This window comes from Micromonospora sp. WMMA2032 (genome assembly GCF_002688545.1).
GTDB lineage: Bacteria > Actinomycetota > Actinomycetes > Mycobacteriales > Micromonosporaceae > Micromonospora > Micromonospora sediminicola.
Window position 1 is genome coordinate 1,010,793 of record NZ_CP024052.1, and the last position, 21,295, is coordinate 1,032,087.

The 21,295-nt window shown below is 70.4% G+C and carries 13 protein-coding genes; 1 reads left to right on the forward strand and 12 read right to left on the reverse strand.

The genetic code is table 11. The annotated features are described in order from the left end of the window. Positions 1-127 precede the first annotated feature (127 nt). From CO540_RS04755 to CO540_RS04770, 4 genes are all read right to left on the reverse strand, one after another. On the reverse strand, positions 128-6,052 hold the full coding sequence (locus tag CO540_RS04755) for a DUF4011 domain-containing protein (protein ID WP_099161065.1): 5,925 nt from the start codon (positions 6,050-6,052) through the stop codon (positions 128-130). A gap of 119 nt (positions 6,053-6,171) precedes the next feature. Then, positions 6,172-6,786, reverse strand: coding sequence for a hypothetical protein (locus CO540_RS04760; RefSeq protein ID WP_099161066.1), 615 nt, complete (start codon positions 6,784-6,786; stop codon positions 6,172-6,174). Between the two features lie 6 nt (positions 6,787-6,792). Further along, a complete protein-coding gene (locus CO540_RS04765; protein ID WP_099161067.1) occupies positions 6,793-10,251 on the reverse strand; it encodes a protein kinase in 3,459 nt (1,152 codons plus the stop codon). Between the two features lie 9 nt (positions 10,252-10,260). Further along, a complete protein-coding gene (locus CO540_RS04770; protein WP_099161068.1) occupies positions 10,261-10,851 on the reverse strand; it encodes an SAVMC3_10250 family protein in 591 nt (196 codons plus the stop codon). A 212-nt stretch (positions 10,852-11,063) separates the two neighbouring features. On the opposite strand from CO540_RS04770, the gene CO540_RS04775 reads away from it, so the two are divergent. Continuing rightward, positions 11,064-11,567: a Pycsar system effector family protein gene (locus tag CO540_RS04775; protein ID WP_099161069.1), complete on the forward strand. Its 504-nt coding sequence runs from the start codon at positions 11,064-11,066 to the stop codon at positions 11,565-11,567. Between the two features lie 102 nt (positions 11,568-11,669). On the opposite strand, the gene CO540_RS04780 is transcribed toward CO540_RS04775, so the two are convergent. The 8 genes from CO540_RS04780 to CO540_RS04815 all read right to left on the reverse strand — a co-directional run bounded on the left by CO540_RS04780 (position 11,670) and on the right by CO540_RS04815 (position 21,293). Then, a complete protein-coding gene (locus tag CO540_RS04780; protein ID WP_099161070.1) occupies positions 11,670-12,347 on the reverse strand; it encodes a Crp/Fnr family transcriptional regulator in 678 nt (225 codons plus the stop codon). 57 nt (positions 12,348-12,404) lie between these two features. Then, entirely contained in the window at positions 12,405-14,015 is a 1,611-nt protein-coding gene (locus CO540_RS04785; protein WP_099161071.1) for a hypothetical protein, read from the reverse strand. After that, the gene (locus tag CO540_RS04790) at positions 14,012-15,016 is read right to left on the reverse strand and encodes a protein phosphatase 2C domain-containing protein (protein WP_157779052.1); all 1,005 of its coding nucleotides are present in this window, start codon (positions 15,014-15,016) and stop codon (positions 14,012-14,014) included. The genes CO540_RS04785 and CO540_RS04790 overlap by 4 nt, the downstream gene beginning before the upstream one ends. Before the next feature lie 10 nt (positions 15,017-15,026). Next, entirely contained in the window at positions 15,027-15,629 is a 603-nt protein-coding gene (locus tag CO540_RS04795; RefSeq protein ID WP_253866464.1) for a hypothetical protein, read from the reverse strand. Positions 15,630-15,748: 119 nt separating this feature from the next. Then, positions 15,749-17,479, reverse strand: a complete 1,731-nt coding sequence (locus tag CO540_RS04800) for a hypothetical protein (protein ID WP_099161074.1) — start codon at positions 17,477-17,479, stop codon at positions 15,749-15,751. Further along, positions 17,476-19,596 carry a hypothetical protein gene (locus CO540_RS04805; protein WP_099161075.1) on the reverse strand — a complete coding sequence of 707 codons (2,121 nt, stop codon included), beginning with the start codon at positions 19,594-19,596 and terminating at the stop codon, positions 17,476-17,478. Before CO540_RS04805 ends, CO540_RS04800 begins: the two co-directional genes overlap by 4 nt. A 164-nt stretch (positions 19,597-19,760) precedes the next feature. Beyond that, positions 19,761-20,519, reverse strand: a complete 759-nt coding sequence (locus CO540_RS04810) for a hypothetical protein (protein ID WP_099161076.1) — start codon at positions 20,517-20,519, stop codon at positions 19,761-19,763. 561 nt (positions 20,520-21,080) lie between these two features. After that, the gene (locus tag CO540_RS04815) at positions 21,081-21,293 is read right to left on the reverse strand and encodes a hypothetical protein (RefSeq protein ID WP_099161077.1); all 213 of its coding nucleotides are present in this window, start codon (positions 21,291-21,293) and stop codon (positions 21,081-21,083) included. Between the last annotated feature and the right edge of the window lie 2 nt (positions 21,294-21,295).

Here is a 21,295-nt window from a genome sequence, read left to right on the forward strand (position 1 = left end):
GCCTCCATTCGATCAGCGAAGTGGACCTTGCGCCAGATCGTTGATCTGCAGAAAGTGGACGCTGAACAGTCACCGCCGTCGACCTGCTGGACGAAGCGATCATCGTCCGTTCGACGGCGAAGATGCGTCAGCTCAGGGTGAGGCGCCGCTCCTCGTCGAACCGGACCCGGCCGCTGGTCACCGCCACGTGCAGGCCGTACCGCAGCAGGCGGTCGATCTTCTCGGTGCGCCGCCGGTAGCCGAGGCGCTCCAGGCCGGCGCGCAGCAGCCGCTCCTCGTCGAGGCTCGGCACGCCCTGCAGGACGTGGACGAACGCGTTCGCCACCTCCTCGGGCGGCACCTCCTCGAACGCGCGGTCGTTGCTGAGCTGGGTGACCCGGTACGCCTGCCAGCTGCGCGGGTCCGTCCCCTCGGGCCACGCGTAGCGTCCGACCGTCGGGTGGTCGTACCACCGGCGGGCGTCGACGAGCGCGAGGACGGCGAGCCGCCGGTCCTCCCGGGTACGCAGGAAGCCGAACCGGGCCAGCGCCAAGCGGGCGAGGCGGTGCTGTTCGACCGGCCCCTCGACCGCGATGATCTCCCGCAGCGCCTCGCGGACCAGCCCGCGTACCCGTTGGTCGCTGGTGAGCAGGTCGAGGTCGCCCTGGTCGCCGAGCGGCGTCGGGGCGTACGGGACGAAGGGCCGGACCTCGACGGTGCCGGCAGCCACCGGCGACGCGGTCGTGACGGCGGGGCCCGGTGCGGTGACGAGGCTCGTCACCGGCGCCGGCGCGGACGGCTCGCCGTTCTCCTCCACGCCCGACTCCGGCGCGGCGGGCAGGCGCGGCGCCGGCACCTCGACCTCGTCGGGAGCCGCTAGGGGCTCGGGCTCGTCGGCGCGGGAGACGGCCTCGTCGACCCGGTCGAGCAGCGTCGCCCGGTCGCGGAGCCACGCCGGCAGCCAGAACCGGACCACCGCCGACCAGCCCATGATCTGCCGCAGCAGCGCCGGTGCCGAGTCCCGGTCGGCCACCGTGGGGCGGGCGCTCCACTCGGGGCCGTCCAGCATGACCGCCACCTGCCACCGCGGCGATCCGGGCCGGCGTACGGCGATGTCCACCGTGAAGTCGGACAGGCCGTGCGCGGTGCGCACCTCGTGACCGCGTTCGCGCAGCGCGTCGGCGACCTCGTCGCGGATGCGGTTGCGTCGCTCGGCCCGGTCGGTGGCCAGGTCACCCAGCCGGTCGGGGCCGGCCGCCGCCATCTCGCAGTATGCCCGCAGGTGCTGGGTGCCGACGGCGGAGGTGCGGGACAGGTCGATGTCGGACGGGTCGAACGAGGAGTAGAGCACGACCTGCCGGCGGGCCCGGGTGATCGCGACGTTGAGCCGCCGCTCGCCGCCGACCTGGCTGAGCGGGCCGAAATTCAGCGGGAGCTGCCCGGTCTCCGGGTTGGTGGAGAAGGCCAGCGAGAACAGGACGACGTCCCGCTCGTCACCCTGCACGTTCTCCAGGTTCTTCACGAAGATCGGTTCGGTGACGGCGCCGGAGAGGTGTTCCCGCACGATCGGGTCGCCGCTGTCCTCCAACAGGTTGAGGATGAGATCCCGCTGCTGGATGTTGAAGGTGACCACGCCGATCGACTGCCCGGCGGTGGCCGGGTCGTGCAGGCGTCGGGTGATGTCGGCCAGGACGGCCCGCGCCTCGACCTCGTTGGTTCGGGTCCCGCCGCGGTCGTACCGGCCGTCGACCCGTCGCCAGGTGATGCCGGCGGATCTGCTGGCGCCGGGTGACGGGAGGCTGGAGAGCTTGTTGTCGTAGTAGTAGCGGTTGGAGAACGCGATCAGCGACTCGTCGTGGCTGCGGTAGTGCCAGGACAGCCACCGCTGCGGCAGCCCGCACTCGACGGCTTCGCTGAGGATGCTCTCCAGGTCCTCCAGCACCGGCGCATCGCCGTCAGGGGCCTCGTCGACGGTGTGGCTGGCCTGCATGATGCTGCTCGGCGGCATCTGCCGGGAGTCGCCGACGATCACCGCGGCGCGGCCGCGTCCCATCGCGCCGACCGCCTCGGCGACCCGGATCTGCGACGCCTCGTCGAAGACGACCAGGTCGAACCGCCGGCTCCCCGGGGCCAGGAAGTTCGCCGCCGATGCGGGGCTGACCAGCACGCACGGCGTCAGCGCCAGGACGGCGTCCGGGTACAGCTCGAACAGCTCCCGGAAGGACCGGCCGCCGCGCTTGCGGCGCAGCTCGGCGGCGAAGTCGGCGAAGCGTCCGCGCCGGTCGGTAGGGCTGAAGGGGCGGCGGGCGACCAGCACCGACGGCAGGCGCTCGGGCAGTGCCGACCGCAGCTCGCCGGCGGCGGTCTCGAACTGGGCGATCTCGTCGTCGTGCAGCTCCGGGTCGAAGTACTGCAGGCCGCCGGCCCGCACCCGCTCGGCGAGGGAGGCGGTGGCGACGCCCCGCCGGTACGCCTCCTCGGCGAACTGCCCGGCCACCTCGGCGCGCAGCAGCTCGTCCCGGTAGTCGGTGAGGCCGGCGGAGGCGAGCACGTCGGCGTGGCCGAGCGCGGTCGCCCAGCGGCGCAGCGGAAAGAGCTCCTCGGTCCGTAGCTCGTGCAGCCAGGTCGCGCCGTCGCGCTGCCAGGCGTCGACCCAGTGCGCGCCGGCGGCCCAGAGGGCCAGTTCCGGCTCCCCGGACCGCAGCACCCCGCGCCAGGCCCGCCAGCGGGCGACGACCCGGTCGAGCAGGGCGGCGTCGACGTCGGTGACACCGCGCCGGAACAGCTCCCACGCCTGCGGGTGGCGGGCCAGCAGCGCCCGCCCGACGCGGGTCGCCTCGACCGACTCGGCGAGCCGCCGCGGCGCGTCCGGGTCGGTGGGCAGCCACCCGGGCAGGTGCAGGCCACCCAGCGCGCCCGCCTGCCGGTGCAGCGCCGCGGCCTGCGCCTGCGCGGCGACCAGCCGCCCGGTGGTCACCTCGATCTGCTCGGCGTCGAGCGTCACGCCGGCGACCAGGTGCACCGCCAGCCGGTCGACGACGGCCTGCCGCCGCTTGCGCTTGCCGAAGACCTTCTTCGCCGCCTCCTGCGCCTCGGCGTGCCAGGCGGCCAGCTCGGGGCGGGCGTACACGTCCGGTCGGAAGGTGGCCAGCTCGCCGGCGAAGCCCTGGTGGAAACCGGCCACCTCGGCCTGGAACCGGGTCACCGCCTCGTCCCAGCGCCGGTCGCCGGCCCGCGCGGTGGTCTCCCGGTCCGGCAGCATCCCGCGTACGGCGAGCCAGGCGCCGGCCAGCAGCTCGCCGACCGCCTCCGGGGTGGGCAGCGTCCGCAGCAGCGTGGACAGCTCGGGGTGGGCGGCGAGGTCGGCGCGGACGCGTTCCAGGTCGGCGGCGATCTCGGTGAGGGCCGCGCCGTGCAGCCCGTCGAGGGTGCGGCAACCGCTGAGCGACCAGGGGTGTTCGGGTCGGATCCGCGCGGAGCGGGCGGCGGCCGGGAACTCCCGCAGCGTCCGCTCCACGTGCGCCCGCGTCTCGTCGGGCGCGTGCAGGTAGCTCACCGGGATCGGCGCGACCGGCCCGTCCCCGTACGCGAGCACCTGTTCGTACGCCGACCAGAGCGACATTCCGACGGGGTTGGCGGCGTGGACCTGCGCCGGGTACTCGGCCAGCGGCGCGAGCCGCGTCCGGTAGGCGGTCTCGACGGCGGTCCAGGTGCCGCCGTCACCCGCGTCGTACTGGTCCAGGGCGTCGCGCAGCTGCTGGCGGATCGCGTTGAGGGACTGCTTGCGCCCGTGCAGGTCGAGCGCGAACGGCCCGAGGCCGACCTGCCGGAGCCGCCGCTTGACCACCTCCAACGCCGCCTGCTTCTCGGCGACGAAGAGCACGGACCGGCCGGCGGCGACCGCTCGGGCGATCATGTTGGTGATGGTCTGCGACTTGCCGGTGCCGGGCGGCCCTTCGAGCACGAAGGACTGGCCGCGCTCGGCCATCATGATGGCCTGCATCTGCGAGCCGTCGGCGGGGATGGGCAGGTGCAGTTCCGCCTCGTCGACGGCTTCCGCACCGTGGTCCTCCGGCCGCGCCGGGTCGTCGAACGTCGCCCCGGAGGACTCGACCAGGTGCCGGACGACCGGGTTCTCCAGGAACCGGGGCCAGTGCTCGCCGAGGTCCCGCCACATCTGGAAGGTGGAGAACTGCAGCAGCCGCAGGCTGGCGGTCTCGTCGATGCGGTAGTTCAGCCGGTTGTCGACCAGCCCGGCGTTGATCGCCGCGAGAGTCTTGGCCACGTCGATCCCGTGCTCGTCGCGGACCGGCTGTTCCAGCTCCGGGATCCGCACGCCGTGCTTGACCCGCAGCCACTCGATGAGGCAGTGGTTCGGGCTGGCCACCTCGGCGCCGTCGATGACCATCGCGTACGGGCGGCGGCCGGTGCCGCCCTCGATGCGCACCGGCAGCAGGAACAACGGGGCGTACGCCTCTCCCCCGGTCGCCCGGGGGTGCACGAGCGTGCCGATGGTCAGGTAGAGGTAGTTGCTGCCGGTCTCCTGCTCCATGGTGCGCGCCTCGCGCTGGATCGCCCGCATGGCGGTCTTGTAGCGCGCCTCGGTGACCGCGCCGTAGACCCGCCGGTCGGTGCGAAGTTCCCGGGTGAGGATGTCGGCGTCCAGGTCCTGCGCCCGGCGCGCGCCGGCCAGCTCGTGGACGTGGCTGATGTCGTCCTGCGGGATCACCTGCACCTGGCGGCCGTCGTGGATGAGGTCGTCGAGCAGGGCCAGGGCGCCGGCCGGCACGTGCAGGTCCAGGCCACGGCCCCGCTTGGGCAGGTTGAGCAGCGGATTGCGCAGGCTCAGGTCGAGCAGGGACTTGCGCCACTGCTGGATCCGCGCCGGCGACCCGTCGGAGGGCTGCGGCACCTCCTCGCCGTCGTCGGCGAGCTGGCGCAGCTTGGCGGCGGCGACCCCGGCCGGCAGGTCCAGGGACGCCTCGGTGGTCGGGTCGGTCGCCGGGGCGGCGTCGACCGGCGCGACCACCTCGTCGGTCGACGGCAGCGGCCGGATGCCGGAGCGGTGGGCCAGGTGGACGTCGACCACGCCCTGCAACCGGTGCCCCTCACCGCGGAAGTGGCCGAGCCCGACCCGTACCGCCTCGGTGAACGTCGCGGTCTGCGCGCCGGGCCCGATGCGGGTCAGCTCGACCGGCACGGCACGGCCGGAGTCCACCATCGAGATCAGCAGGTTCGTCTCGGTCACCGAGGCGGCGCTGAGCCGCTCCTCCTCCAGCAGGAAGCCGCCGAACGCGTGTCCCGTCGCGATGAAGACGAGCGGGTGCAGGCCGGCCGCCTCCAGGCAGGCGGCGTAGGTCACCGACAGGTCGAGGCAGTTGCCGAGCCGCCCGTCCAGCACCGCCGCCGTCGTCCGGACCTTCTGACCGCTGTTCTCGAACGACGCCGGCAGCGTCTGGTAGTGGATGTCGAGCCCGCGCAGCGCCTCGTAGACCGCGCCGGCGATGAGCGCCGCCCGCTCCGCGCCGTCCTGGTAGCCCTGCAACGACCCGGAGCCGGTACGCGCCAGCAGGAGCCGCGCCGCCGACCGCAGCACCGCCTCCACCGCCCGGGTGTTCGGCTGCACGAAGGCGGCCAGGCTGTCGTAGAGGGCCGGGCTGTTGAACCACTCGTTGTGCGCGAGCACGCGCGACGGGGCGTTGAGGCTCAGCGGCCTGCCGTTCGCCTCGACGGTCAGGCGGTAGTCGACCGGGAACGCCTCGTCCGTGCGGTGGAGCAGCGCGCGGTCGGGGGTGACGTCCCGGAAGTCGTCCCAGCCGGTGCTCGCCCCCGGGCGCAGCGGCCCGCCGAGGGTACGCGTCCACGGCTCGGTCATCGCGCCGTCGGGCCCGAGCAGATCCAGCGTCACCGTCACGTCCGTCAGTGGCTCGGCGCCACGGTTGGTCAGCGTGAGGTGCCGGACCAGCGGCACCCGGTTGTGCACCAGGGCGGCGTTGATCGCCGGCTGGACGAGCAACGCGACGGCGAGTTGGTCGTCGTCGGCGGTGAACTGCGCGAAGACGCTGTCGGACATGGGCGTTACTCCAGGTGGCGAGGCCGGGAAGCGCCCAGCCTAGCGGTCGGCCGGTCGGCGGCGACTCCCCCGGCCGATCTTGGCTGTCGTACCGCTCGGGCAGGAGGTGTGCGCCGTGTCTACCGCTCGGGGATGGAGACGCCGTCGGCGTCGAGCGGTGAGCCGTCCAGCGCGCGGTCGGTCTCGACCGCGGTCAGTCGTACGGCCACGTCCCCCTCGGAGGTCGGAAAGCGGTTGAACGTCAGCAGGACGAATCCCGACCGCTTGTTGCCCCGTACGGCGTTGTCGAGGGGTGTGGTGCCCACGCCCTCGACCAGCCACTGGTAGACCGGCTGCGCGTCCTCGTCCCGCCAGCCCTTCAACCGGGCCTGGTGAACCGCCAGGGTCAGCTTCTCGGCCAGGTACGCGGGGTCGCACACACTCACGATGGTCAGGTCGAGTTCGGCGAACCGGTGCCCCGCCCCGAACTGCCACTGGGCCCGCACCTCGCGGACGCCCGGGGTCAACGGACGCCCGAAGAACATCCAGTAGTAGGTGTCCATGACGGGCGCGTGGATCCTGAGCCAGCTCTCCCGGTCCTTCTCCAGCACGATCCAGGGTGAGGGGATCTCGCTGAACTCGTCGGTCCACACCACCTCGGGGATCTCCCACGCCTCCTGCCAGCACCGGACCCGGTCCCGATTGGCCAGGAACCTCGCGCGCAACTCGTCGTGCCGGCGGCGGCGTTCGAACATGCTCGATCACTCCCCGTAGTCCCAGTCGAGGCCCCAGATGCGGACGTTGCCCTGAAAGTCGCCGGTGACGACCGTGCTGAAGGAGCCGTCGACGCGTACCGCGTTCACCCGGACGAGGTGACCGTGCAGCGTGCGGACCCGGCGTCCCGATCGCAGGTCCCAGACGTCGACGGTCTGCTCGCCCGGGTCCCCCGCGACGGCGAACGTTCCGTCGCCGGACACCGCCACGGTGTCGATCCCGTAGACAGGGTGGTCGGGATCGTCGACGGCCCGCCCGTCGAACACCAGGTCTCCGGTCGCGGCGTTCCAGACGACGAAGCCCTGCTGACCGGCGATGGCGGCGAGGCGCCGGCCGCCGGTGAAGGACAGGGTGGCCGAGGAACTGTGCTTGACCCACTGGAGCTCGTACCGCGGGCGCCGGTCGCCCGGTCGCCACGCGGCCAGGCGGGTCATCCCGGCCATCAGCAGCACACCGGCGGCGAAGCGGATCTCCGTGTGCGCGTCGACGTGCGGAAAGGTCTGCACCGGCTGTCCGGTGTCCATCGACCGGACCTCGACCGTGTTCGTGTCGCCCGTGCGCAGGTGCACGGCGATCAGGCGGGACTCCGCGTCGGCCGTTACTCCGTCGATCGTGCCGGGCCCGGTGCGGACCGTCGCGACGCAGGCCGCGGCCTCCAGTGACCACACCGTCGCCAGGCCGTACCCGAAACCGACGGTCAGCAGGTCGCCGGAGAGGTCGAGCGTCGTCTCACCCTCATCGCGGGGCAACGCGCCGGCGACCCGGAACCGCGGCTCGAACGTCGCGGTGTCGTGGCAGGCGACCGAGCCGTCCGAGTAGCCGATGACCAGGTCACGCCCGCCCCTGGCGAAGCGCAGCGTCATGGCGGGGTTGCGGCGCTGGGTCACCGACCCGACCCGCTCGAGTGTCTCCAGGTCGAAGACCTCCACCTCGTCGACGTTGGCGGGGAAGGCGAACAGTCGCCCGTCCTCGCTGACGTCGTAGGTGCCGCGGGTGAGCATGATGTCGGTCAACTCCTGCTGCACCCAGACGCCGGCCAGCGCGGTGCGCCGCAGGTCCCGGCCGGCGGCTCGGGAGGCACGGCGCAGGCGAGGGTGCCGGTGGTAGCCGGGAATCGCCCTGGCCTCGCGGATCGCATCGGCCGCCAGCCGTCGCTCCCCGGACTCGATCAGCGCTTCGATACGGTCCATGACCTGCTCGAACGCGCTCTCCTCGTGGGCGAGGACACCGACCGGGCGGGGTGGGGCGTACGACCACGGGGCGAGATGTCCGCTGAGCGGCATGGGCAGCCGGGACAGCGCGGTCTGGTCGAGGGGAAAGCCCGCCGACTCGGCGACGACGGCGTAGCCGCAGTCGCCGCTGAACGCGGTGGCGTCGCGATGCGCACCCCGCTCCCAGTCCTTGCCGAAGGTGCGGACGCAGCGACGGTTGGCCAGTTCGAGGACCTGGAGGTCGCCGGTCCCGGGGTCGACCAGGGCCCAGCCCGCCCGGCCCGAGACCCCGAGCAGGTCGTAGCCCATCAGCCACGGGATCTCCCACCGTCGCGGCCCGTCCCAGACCCGCATGTCCACCGCCATCAGGGTGCGGAAGCCGCACCTCAGGACGGTGGAGCCGTCCGCTGCCACGGCCACCTTCTGGTCGTCGGGCCCCACCTCGTCGGGGGGTATCTCCAGGCCCCGCATCCGGGTGCGGCGCAGCGGCCACCACTGCTCCACCCGGTGGTCGACGCCCGAGTGGGCACGCCCCAGCGAGGCGGAGACGAACACCTCGGCGTCCGGGCCGAGGACCACCCGGGTGACCCTGCCCTCGTGGGGCCGGATGTCGGCCACTGTCTCCCAGGTGCCGACGCGAAGGACGAGGACGCGACCGTCGGCCGTGCCCACGGCCGCGAAGCCGCCCTCCGGGCTGAGTGCCACGGCCGTCCCGCCCTCCCACCGGCCGTCGAGCTCGGCGGCTCCGACGGCGAGACGCCACGCCTCGACCACGGCATCCTGGTAGCAGACGAGGACCCGGGAGCCGGCGTGGTCGATGGCGACGTCGACGGGTGGCACACCGGAGTCGGCGAGTTCCCCGACGACCCGGCCCGTGAAGGCGTCCCAGATCCGCACCCACCCCGACTCCTCCGCCACCACCACGTGCGTCGCGTCGTTGTCGCAGGCCATCGCCACGACTGTGCCGGGCGTGCGCCCGAACACCTCGAGGGTGCCCCTCGGCTCCAGCCGGGCGCAGCGTTCGCGCGCGGCCGCGATCTCGGGCGAGCCCGGATGCTTGCGGTCCGCCTCGGCCAGGTGGCGCGCGGCGGAGACACCGTCACCGCGTTCCAGGTGCACCATCGCGGCCAGGTGGTCCGCCTCCCAGGAGTCGCCGGTGGCGCGCAGCTCCGACAGCAGGGTCTCGTCGGTGATCACGCCGTTGCCCCACCTGATCAGCCCGTGGTTGTAGACGGCGCGGACGTTGTTCGGGTCGATCGCCTTGGCCCGCTCGAACAACTCGACCGCCCGGTCCCGTTCACCGAGGTCCCACAGCGACAACGCCTTGTTGGACAGGCCGTCGGCGCGCAGCGACGGCGGGACCCCGTCGGGGCGCGGGTAGGGGCTTCCGGCGCCGGCGGCGTACACCTCCAGGAGGACGGCCTCCGCCTGCGCGGTGTCGCCGACGCGGGACCGGGGATCGGGGTCGAGGCAGCCCGCCAGGAGGTCGCGCAGCGCCGGCGGGAGATCGTCGCGCAGCGCCGCCAGCGCGTCCGCACCCTCGTGGCCCCACTGCCAGAGCCGCCGCCCGTGCAGCACCTCGATCACCGTCAACGCCCAGGACCACATGTCGCTGGCCCGGCCGATCCGGCCCTGGGGGTCGACCTGTTCCGGGGAGCAGTACTGCGGGGTGAAGCCGCCGAGCGTCGCGTACCCGGTCTCGTCGTCACCCTGCGGGGGCGAGGAGACCGACGCCTTCGCCTTGGCCGTGCCGAAGTCGGTGACCCTCGCCGTCTCGCCGTCGTACATGACGTTCGAGGGCTTGACGTCCTGGTGCACCAGACCCGCCGCGTGGGCGTGCCCGATGCCGCGCAGCATCTGGATCCCCACGTCGAGGGCCCGCGGCAGGTCCCGGCACCGCCCCTCCCGGACCGCCGCGGTCAGGTCGCCGCCCGCGACCCACTCCGCGAAGATCACCGGGTACGCGCCGACGCGCTGCACGTAGTTGCAGCCGACCACGTTCGGGTGCGGGTCGAGATCGGTCCAGGCCTGCGCCTCCTGCGCGAGCAGGTCGAGGATGCCGGGCGCCGAGGCCAGGTCGGGGCGCGGCGTCTTCACCGCCAGGTCGACGCCCCAGGCGAGATGATGCGCGCGGTAGACGAAACCGGTGCCGCCGGTCTCGACCACCTCCTCGATGCGGAACGTGTCGAGGACGGTCTCCCCCGGCCGCCACCGGATGACCTGCCCCGCGTCCACGCCGCGGCCCTAGTCGACGAGCGCCACGTAGATCGGGCTGCCCAGCAGCGTGCCGTTCGGGCCCGGCTTCTCGGCCAGCCGCTTCGCGACGAACTCGACCCGTTGCGCCGGCCCCGGCAGAGCGGCCCCGATCTCCGCCAACGACTCGTGGAAACGCTCGTCGTCGAACTCGCCCGGGTCGGCTCGCAGTTCCCGTAGCTTGCGGAACAGGTACGGCGGGACGGATCCCACCGGTTCGGCGTCGCCGCCACCGACCACGTGCGACGCCGACCCGCCGAGGACGACGACCTGGTCGTCGAGCGTCCCCGCGAAGACCACGATGCCGGCGGTCGGGAAGACCTGCCAGCGCATCTCCAGGCAGGCCTGAAAGTAGGGGCGCTCCTCGTGCGCGGCGCCGATCTGGTCGGCGTCCTGCAGGTGCCGGATGACCTTCTCCAGCTTGTCGAGGTCATGGCGCTCGGGCAGCACCGCCTTGCGGCTGTAGCGGACGACCTTCAAGTCCACGGCAAGCTCGGTCTCGTGCTGCGCGGAGGAGGCGACCTGCGCGGCCAGGAGCCCGATCTTGAGATGCGACAGGTAGAGGTAGTACTTCAGGCTCAAGATGCACTCCGGTGACGGGGAGACGTCCGAAGGCCACCCTACGTGGCGCACGCTCGCGCCGCTTGCCCTCGATCGACGATGATCGGTGTCCGCGCGTCACATCGCGCGCGGCTCCCAACAGGGATCTGTTGGGCTACGGTGCCCCGGCACGGTCGTGGCGTGACAGCCAGATGGCCTACCGTGACCAATGTGGGCCTGGTTAGCGTCGGCCCATGGCCACCGACGATTGTTGGAAGCAGCTCACCCACGTCCACGAGATCGTGCGATATGCGGACGCTAAAGCGGGCCTGGTACTGACCCTCAACGGCCTGCTGATTGGCGTCATCGCGGTCCGCGTCCAGTCCGACGGGTTCCTCAGCGCCCATCCTGTACCGGCCGCCGCGCTCGTCCTGGCAGCGACATTCCTGGCCCTCAGCGTAGGGTTCGATCTCGCCGCCGTGATACCCCGGGTCACGGCTAGCGGGCAGCTGCCGTCACTACTGCACTTTGACCAGGTCGGCGGACGATTTGCCGGGGACCAGGAGGATTACGTCCAGGAGTTCACCGCCCTGATGGGCGACGACGGTCGGCTACGGCATGAGCTCGGCGGGCAGGTGTGGGCGAACAGCGTGGTAGCCCGGCGCAAGTATGCCTGTGTTCGCTGGAGCCTCTGGTTCCTCGGTGGTGCGCTTGGGGCTACCGTGGTGGCCGGTGTAACCGGCGCCCTCGGGGGATAGGGGTGCGCGGTGCCAAGCGGCGTCGGACAGTTGCAGCCTATCGCTACAGGCTGTAGAGCCAGCGCGGCGGCGCTCCCATCGGCGTGTGCTTCGCCACCTGCTTCAGTTCGCGATCACGTCACGCAACTCTTGCAGGGACCGCACCTGCATGCTGCGCCGGCCAGTTAGCACGAGCCCGCGGGAGCGCCATTGTTCAAGCACTCGGCCCAGAGTGCGCTGCGAAGTCAGAACCAAGCCGGCCAGGTCCTCCTGCGACAGCGGCAACTCAATGAGGATGCCGTCATCGACGCGGGTGCCGTACCGCTGACCGAGATGCAGCAGCAAAGCCGCCAGCCGCTGCGGCACGGTGCGAAAGGCGACCGCCGCCCGGTACTGGTCCGCCTCTCGCAGCCGCCCCGACACGACCCGCTGCATGAGTTCTGCAGCGTCGGGACTGGCCCGCAGGAACGCTCGGAACGGCACGGCAGGCAGGATCAGTGCCTCAATCGGGGTAAGCGCGGACAGAGTGGCGGATCGCGACCCACCATCCATGCCTGCCTGCTCTCCTACAAGGTCGCCGGCGTCCCGGATACCGAGGATCGCTTGACCACCCCGAAGGCCATTAGTGGAAACCTTGATACAGCCGTCCAGCAACACCAGGGCGAAGTCGGTCGGCTCACGCTCCCGGACGATGACCGCTTCGGACCGGTAGTCTCGTCGGCTGCCGATTCGGCGCAGCTCGAGACGGTGCCGGTCCGTCAATGCGTACCAGAAGGGCTCTCTGGGATGTCTAGACGCCACGGCCTCACTCCCCTTCTCCGGGCGACGCCGACAATGATAGACAGGCAGGCCATGTTGTTAGCAGGGCGAACTGTCGGCGTACCGAGGCCGGATGATTCGGTATCCGTACGCGTCCGAATGAGACAGCACGTAGGTCACTTGCCACCGAGTACAAGTCTCATTCGGGGCGCGGGGCGGGCCGTAGCCCGGCGACTGTCGGCTGGTAAACGTCAACTCTGCGAGGGTCTCTGCACCAGAGCTAGACACTGCTCGCAGAGTTGCATTGTTGTCCCTGGTCTCGGACATCCCATGGATGAAGGACCGGCGCTGTTTGGGATCGGTCGGGTCGACCACCCCAGCGGGATCGTAGGTGCGCAGCGCTGCTCTCCAGTCGCGGCTGTTGATCGCGGAAAACCAGCGGGCGAACATCTCCGCCACTCCTCGGCCCGCAGGCCGGTCGGCGACCGCGTCGTAGGCGACGACACCCACGGTCGGGATGACCGCGGGCGCCGCTCGATCGGAGGTGCGGAAATCTGAGCTGCCCGCAGGTCTCAGGGGCGCTGAGGACGCCCGTCCGTCGTCCGGGTTCGTGAGTCGTCCGAGCAGGTTCGCCCCGCACATCAACAGGGCGACGATCGCGATGACGATCCCGGCCGGCCGCCCCCAGCAACCGTTTCCGGCAATGGTCGATGGTGTGAGGGCCTGGGGGCGTGGCGGACCGGGAGGCCGTCGGAGCGGTCTCGTGGGGGTGCCGGTGCGTTGGGGCGGACCCACCCGAGTGGACCTGGACGGGGCCGGTCCACCGCCAGGTAGACCATTGGCCGACCGCCGTACCGCCGCATGCAGCGCCGGCAACCAGTCCGCCAGCCGAGGTCGGGCCTGCGGTTGCTGTGCCAGACTGCGCCGGGCCAGCGCGGCCAGTTCGGGAGAGACGGCAGCGAGCACCCCCGGGTCGCGGACCGCCTGATCGCGGGCGAACAAACGGATGGCGAGCAAGCCGAACTTGTACGCGTCCGAGGCAGTGGTTGCCAGTTCCTCGCCGCCGGGCACCTTCCAGTCCGGCGTCTCCGTCTGTTTGAGCAGGGAGCTGCCGTTCAGGCGCATCGAGTCGCAGTCGATAAAGAAGCATCTCGGCCGGTTGCCGACCCGGAACAAAAGGTTCCTCGGCGACAGGTCACCCACCATGATCGCGAGTTCGTGTAACCGTTGAATCGTCCCGGCCAGGTGAGCCAGGAGCAGCAGCCGCGTTCGGTCGTCGATCTGAATCGCCATCCGGGCCAGGTAGTCGTCCGGATTGAGCAGATACTGCAGCCCGGCGGGCCGATGGATGGCCGGCCCGTACCGCTGCGGCAGTCGAATGTCGAAGTCCGGGGGTATCCGTCGCATCAGGAAACCCCGGACCTGCCCAGCCTCGCAGACCACCCGAGCTGGCCAGGCCGTGTTCTCACACAGCCATCGGCCGGTCTCGGTGGGCAACCCGGGCACGAACATCACCATCCGCTGCAGTTGGTCGGCGTCGACTCCGGGCAGCGCACCGGCGTCGTACTCCTTGTAGACGACGGGCCATTCGTTGTTGACCTTAAGTCGTTCCGGAACGGCCCATACCCGTCCCTGGCCGCCCTTGCCGATCGCGGTCAGGGCGCCGAGGGCCGATCGCTCGATCCACGGGGATGGGTCGGCGCTCGTCACTGTTTAGCCTCCGGCCCTGCAGTCCAGACCGCGAGCAAGGTCCGGTCGTCGTCAAACGTCTCTCGGGAGAAGTCGAGGTGATATGCGAATTCCAGCGGCGGCTGCGGCCGGCCGAGCTGATCGGCGAGGTGACGGCCGACCAGTCCGGACCCGTCTCCCAGCGGGTCGCCGAACCCGTCGGTCCCCACCAGAAGCACATCGCCGGGAACGAGCGGACCGACCCGTGGGGTGACCTGTGGCACCCGGGGCAGTGCCGTCACAGTCGACCCGAGCACCTCGTCGTCGATCGAGAACTTCGCCTCGAGCAGGCAGCGGTACTCGCCGCCCCGCAGAACCCAGGCGCTGCTGTCCCCTACCTGGATTAGCGCCGCCTCCGCACCTTCGGCGGTCGGGCGGATCAGGCCGGTGACGAGCGTAGTGGCCAGTTCCCGCTCCGCCCGCGCCGGATCCGCCTCGGGCAACTTGAAGATCGTCCGGGCCTGCTCGGTCAGCTGCCACGCCGTCTGGCGCACCACGTTCTGCCAGTCCACGGCATCGATACCCGTGTCCAGATCGGCGACGATGGCGGCGACGGCGGCTCGGCATGCCGCCGTCGCACCAATGTGCGAGAAGGGCGCGGCGGATACCCCGTCCGCGATGGCGAGGACGATTGATCCCGTCGGCGCATGGTGGACGACCGCGGCGTCGTCCTGCCGCGGCGTCCCACGGAGTCGGTGGGCGTAGCCGCGGACCGACGCCAGCCGGACACAGAAGCGGTCCGTGGACCAACCGTCGGCCAGCGAGTCCGGGCGATAGGAGGGCCCGGCGGCCGGTCTCGGTTCGAAGTCTGCGATCGGCGTGCCGATCGGGTGCGCCCGCCACAACGGGCGCCGATGCTCCGGCAACGGACCGGCCGGCGTGGGCGCGGTCCGGTGCCCGCCGCCGTCTTCCTTCCCGCCGGCACCGGCTGCGCGCTCGTGCCCGTTTCGGACCCGGCCCCGGGCAGGGTGCCCGGGCAGCATGCCGGACCAATCAGATGACATCGACGGCCATCCGAAACCCGGCCGGCTGCTGAACGACCAGTTCCGGTTGAGCTGAATCCATGGAACGTCCGGACTCGACCATGCTGGTTGTCAGCGCCGTGCAGAACTGAGAGATCGCGGCGCCCACGTCGACGCCGGCGATCGCGACGAAGGCGTACTCCGGCTGAGTGGCCACCTCAAGAATTGTTTTGACCCCCGCATCCCCGATTCCAAAGGCGATGACGTTGGGCGCGGCGGCGATGACGGCCCGGTCCACGAGCTGCCGGTATACGTCGAGCCACTGATCGTCGCTAGGTTGGCCGTCGCTGAGGAGAAACACTGCAGGCCGGTGGACCGCGTATCCCTCCTTCTTCAGAGCCTTCACGTCCTGTGGGATGCGCTGCCGCAAGGCAAAGAACGCAGCCCGATAGTTGGTTCGTCCCCGGGCGCACAAGGTCGGCAGCTCGTTCTGCCGCCGCAGGTCGGCCAAGCGCAGCCGCTCCTTGACGTCGTCCGCGAACCCGAGGATGGAAAACCGGACCTTCGCTGCGGCCATGGGTTCGCCGAGCAGCGCCTCGTGCAGCGATGCGAGCCCCCTGTTCAGCTCGTCCACGTACGGGCTCATCGAGCCCGACTCGTCCGCCAGTACGTACACGGGGAGTAGGTTTCCCCTGCTTCCAGTCATGCCAGCATTGCCTCCTCCGGACCGAGTTCCGGGCTAGTGGACGGTTGTCAGATGACCTCGTGAGCGAGACGGAACCCGGCCGGGGGATCCATGGCGAGCTCGGGGCGCCCCTCTATGAGAGACCTGCCCGTGGCAAGGATGTTCCGACCCAACGACTGCCAGTACCGCTGGATCGCGATACGAGCGTCCAAGTCCTGCGGGGCGACATGGCCGGATTGCGGGCGGGTGGCGACCTCGGCGATCAGGCGCGCCGGTGCCGGGCCGAAGCCGCACGCCACGATGTTGGGCACCCATCGATGCGTCTCCGGATCGACCAACCGCCGGTACGGCACACCCCACTCCTCACCCTCGCCGGGGCTGCTGCCACTGAGCACGTGCACGAGCGGCTGCAGGACCTGGTAGCCCTGGGTCTTGAGTGTTTCCATGTCAGGGCCGATCCGGTCGAGGAGGGCCTCGAACGCGTTGGCGTAACTCACGGGCCCCCGGGCCGCGAACCACGGAGATGGGCTGCCCTGCACCACGGTCTCCATCGGCAGCCGGGTTGCCACGTGGTCGGCGAACCCGAGTACCGACAGCATGACGGCCGGCGCCACGTCGGCCGCCTTCATCAACTCCTCGTGCAGGGCACGCGCGCCGTCGCTGAGATCGGGGATGTACGGGCCCATCTCCGTGGACTCGTCGATCAGCAGGTACACCGGCTGAACACCGTCGGCCGGCTTCCAGACCCGCGTCGTCGGGTCCTGCTCGAAAACGATGGCCGGTTGCCTGCCGGGCGGATCGGTCGACGGTTGCGAAGCCGGCCCGCCCAGCACTGGTGGCTCCGACCAAGTCGTCGCCGCCGCGACCGGTGCCTTCGCCGGTACTCCGCCGATCCGGCTGACGATGTCCGGCAGCATGGGCTCGATGTCGGCGGCGTGCAGCACGTCCTTCTCCACCAGGAACCGGAACAGGTCCACGGTCTTCTGGTTGTGCGCGTCCTGCCGTTCCAGCATCGCCTGCTCGTGCGCCATCAGAAGGTTCAGCGCCTGCTCCGTGTCCTGTGGGTTCCGGGCGACGTACCACACCACCATCTGCCGGACGGACATCTCGTCCGGCCCCAGCGCGGCCCGCTCACGCTCGTCCGCCTCTAGTCGGGCACGTTGCTGCATCCGTTCCAGCTCGCCCCGCTGCAGGGCTTCCTGCAGGTCGACCGCGTGCCGTCCCTCGTTGACCCGGAGGGTTCGCCGAGCTCGCGCAACCTCCTGCAGGTGCCGGCTGGCATTCTCGTCGGGCAGGAGGCGCGGCGCGACGTCGAAGATCGTGAGGCCTTCCGGTAACAGAACCTCCCCGGCGTACGCTCGACGGATCGCCTCCTCCGCCTCTGTCGACTGTTCGATTTCGAACTGCCGCGTGATCCTGCGAAATCGGTGCCGCAGGTGCCCGTAGACGAGCGGCAACGCGTCCCCGACGTTGCGCCGGACGATCTCCACCGGGTCGTGTACCCGGAAGCCCACGTCGACGGTCGCCACGAAGAACCAGTGGTCCCCACGCGCCGGTAATGGCGTGCTGCGCAGCTCCGCGGTCCGCCGGTGGTCGCTCATATCGACGTTGTAACGGAATCGGTAGGGCGAGCGGACCTGCTCGGACCAGCTCAGCGGACGGCCGGCGTCGAGCAGTACGAGCCGGCGGTCCGCGGTGGCGTAGACGCAGGCCTCATTGGGTGGAGTCGCGCGGACACGGTTGAAGAGCCCGCGCTGGACCGGCTCGGTACGGAGGATGAGGGGAAGCGGCTGATTCACGGGGCACCGTTCCTTGAAATCAATTCGGCCTCGACCGCGTACGCCGTGAGGGGTGTGGGGCGGAGGTTATCGACGGCCCGCCAGCTGGCCGCGTGCCGCTGGATCATCTTTCGGATCCGCTCGCCATGTGCAGCGGTATCTCGGATGAGACGGCACAGCGAGGTCCGGACGCCCTCGTCGGCCTCCGCCAGGGCAGCCCAGGCGGCGATGGTTCGCTCGACCTGGCGGCTGAACGTTCCGGAGCGCAGCACATGAAGCCACATGCCGACCAGGCCCGGACGCAGCTCCCGTCGCTGGTCGGCGAGGATGAGTAGCGTCGGCCAGGTGACCGGTCCACGGACCGCGCCGTCCGGTCCCGCCGGGGTTACGTCCGTCGTCAGCGACTGAGCGAGCCGGAGAAAGACGAACTGCCCAACCAGCGACCGGCGCCGGTCATTGGTCCAGCTGAAGACCCTTTCTAGAACCAGCGGAGCATTGCCGTGCTCGTCCTGCATGATCAGGTCGGCCAGCCCGTCACTGATGCCCTTCGCGATGTCACGGTGGTCGATAGCGGCCAGCCGATCCAGCGCCGCCAGCGCCTGCGGAACACCCTGCGGACCCAAGCTCACTCCGTGCACCCGCGCGGCCGTGGCCTGACCCATGGGCTGGTTCCGGTCGGCAAACAGGGCGTTGACCACAGCCTCCACCAAGGGACGGAGCCGGCTGTCTGCTGCCGGCACCCGCAGTGCGTATGCCACCACCTCGCCGTTGCGCCATTGATTTGGATCCACCGCCATGCGGTGCAGGACTTGTGTATTGACGAAGTCGAACGCGTACCGCGAGAGCATGCCCAGCGCCGTACCGGCCCAGGTGTGCACCTCCTCGTTGACGTCGCTCGTGAGATCGCGCAGCCAGTCGAGCAACTCGCGATGGATCTGAAACTCGCGCCACACGTGGTTGAGCACCAGGCCGGGGTAATCGTCCGCTGCGTACTCCATCGATTCGATGGTGACCGGCCCCCAGTCACCGCGCACGTTCATCGGTCGGATGTGCGCCCGGAGCAACCGAAGCAGTTCTCGGCGATTGCGGCCGAACGGGTTTCGCCAGGGCCGCAGCGGCACCGGGTCGTCCCCAGCGAATCCGGCGGCCGGCCCGTCGAGGCGAGCGGCCAGGAGATCGGCTGCCCGCACCACGCTCTCGTACGACAGCCCGTTGAGTACGGCGAGCGCGATGGCCAGGCAGCGGGTGGCCACGTCCGGCAGCCCGCCGAACCAGATATCGAAGTCCTCGGTGTGGCGTTCGGCCATTCGTCGCCGGACCCGGTCGAGGTCCAGGACGGTGCCGCTGAGTTCCTGGCTGATCACCACCGCCAGGACGGCGGCCTCCTTGCACGACACGCTGCCGGCGAAGAGTTCCCTTACATACGTGCTCAACGAATCGCCGGCAAGCAGCCGCTTGCACAGTTCGTCGTCGTTGCCGAGCCGCCAGGTGAGATGGCTGGCCAGGATGGCGGTGTGCGGCTGCGCTCGGCCCAGCGGGACGACGTACTCCCGAACGTCCTCGTCGCCCAGTGCCGCCTCGGTACTGATTGTCAGCACAAGCCGAGCGTCGATGCGTTCCAGGGCAGCGTCGAGTTGTTGGAGCATCCAGCCTCGCACGTCGTCCCAGCCGACCGGCTCGCAGAGCACGAACCCGGCTCCCCGGGGCAGGGGCTGGTCGCTGCGCGCGTCCTGCTCCAGCCACGACGCGAAGCTGCGCAGGTCGACGTTGCGGTCGAGGTTGTAGATGCGACGGTCCGAAGGGGACTGCAGAAGTCGGATCGCAGCGGCGGTCTTGCCCTGGTGCGGGTCTGCCCGCAGGACAACCAGCCGCCTCTCGTTCAGGACTCCGCGCGTCCGGTCCCACTGTTCGGGAGGCACGAACGCGTACCGGACCGGGTCGCTGAGCTGCGTGCCCAACCGCTGCAAAGGTGCCGGCTCCCGACCGCCGAGCGTCATCACCAGCTTGTCCCCACCGACCATGTCGCCGCCGATGAGCATCCGCGACGCCTGGCGCAACCGCTCGTGCCGCTGCCGACCGTCCAGCTCGTCGGGTGGCATTAGATCGCGGTCCTGGGCCTCCAGCCGCGTGCGATCCATCGAGGGCGACTCACCCTTCGGCGCCTCCGCTCCCGCCCCGCCGGGCGGGGGTGCTTCCACGGGAGCGGCGGGCGGAGACCCGTCGGCCGCCGCTCCCGGTGAGGCAGGGCCAGGGATGGACGGCCCGGCCGCCGCCGGTGCCGGGGTGGACTGAGCGGGCGCGGTCAACGGTGCTCCCCTCCGTACACAATCTTGCCGCCAGCGACCTGGTCTCCTTCGACGGTGACGTTGCCGTGGAAGACAAACCCTCCCCCGCCCGACTGCGACCGGCCCGATCCCGGCCCGATAGGCCCTGGTTGCGCCGCCGGATCCTGCGACGCCGGGCCGGTCGCATCAATGCCGGGCGGGTACGGGTGGCCGGGCAGCTGTATCCATGCCCGCTCCAGAAGTTCCTTGGCCTCGATGAGAACAGGGCCGAACGAGGCAGGCTCGATCTGCCGGAAGCCGTGCCGGACAACGCTGCGGTAGATCTCGTCGGAGACGATGAGGGCCATCGGCGAGCGAGTTGCGGCAGCGAGCGCCGCGCGCAGCTGCGGAGCATCCACCAGCCGGCTCGCAGTATTGATCGCCTCGCTCACCCATCCGTCGGCGTCCTGCTGGCAGTTGCCCTGGTGCAGGGCGACCCGCATGCGGAGCTGGTGTTCGGCTGTGTAGATGCGCGCCTTCTCTCGCAGAGCGTCGTCCAAGGCCCTGACGAACGCACCGGCCAGGACAACCGAGTTGGCAGTCGTCGGCACGAGCAAGAGGATCCCGTCGCCCCGGTCGAGCCTGACCACCGTGTCCCAGTCGATGTGCACGTCCTCGAAAGCGGTTCGGACCACTTCGTACATGGCCCTGCGTAGGGACTGCTGCACCGGCACGACACGGCGGCCGAACCCCTCGATGTCGACGACCAAGATGAAGTGGAAGGTCGGATAGGGCATGGAGCAGCCTCCGGGATAAGTAGCGGGCCTCAAGAGGACTGTGCGAGTCGAGCACCCATGAGAGAAGGCCATTTGGCGGGGACGACGGAAGTTCAGCTGTGCCGAATGGATGGGCCAGAACGCAGAATTGGAGAGTGACAATCGCCTCCATCACCTACATTCGATGCTTACCTTAAGTGCAACCGCGGTCACTATCCAGCCCGCGACCCGACAGTCGGCGACTTAGAGCTACACGACCATCACGCCATGCACGATCGGTGGGAGCAGACGTCGACTAAAAAGATCATGTCCGCCCCGACTGGTCGTCCGCGCCCGGATGGTGCTGCAAACCAGGTGCAGGCCGGAGGCCGGACCCAGACTGCGAGCAGCGCCAGATCCCCCGGCACCCTCTCGGACAGCTGAACGGGTCGTGAGGGAACTCAAACCATCGACAAGACCAGCTATCGACAAGTAGCCCCGGCTACCTGAGGGCCCAGGAGCCGGCGTCTTGACACCGCGTCCGATGACCGCCCAATGCCCATCCGGAACCGCGATCGCGAGCCTCTCTCCATCCCTGAGATCTTACAAATGGAGCGCGTCGATCGGATCGCCGACATCCTCTACGGGGTTGCCGTCGCCGAAGGCCCCATCGGCTTCGGCCCGCCTGGAAAGCGTGTCGGCCTCCAGCCGATCTTCCTGAGCCAGCCACTCCCCCAGGTATCGCAGCGGGCCGCCGAACGAGTCGAGCCGATCTGGAGCGCGCTCTTGGTCGGCAAGGACGCCGGCCGGCCACACGA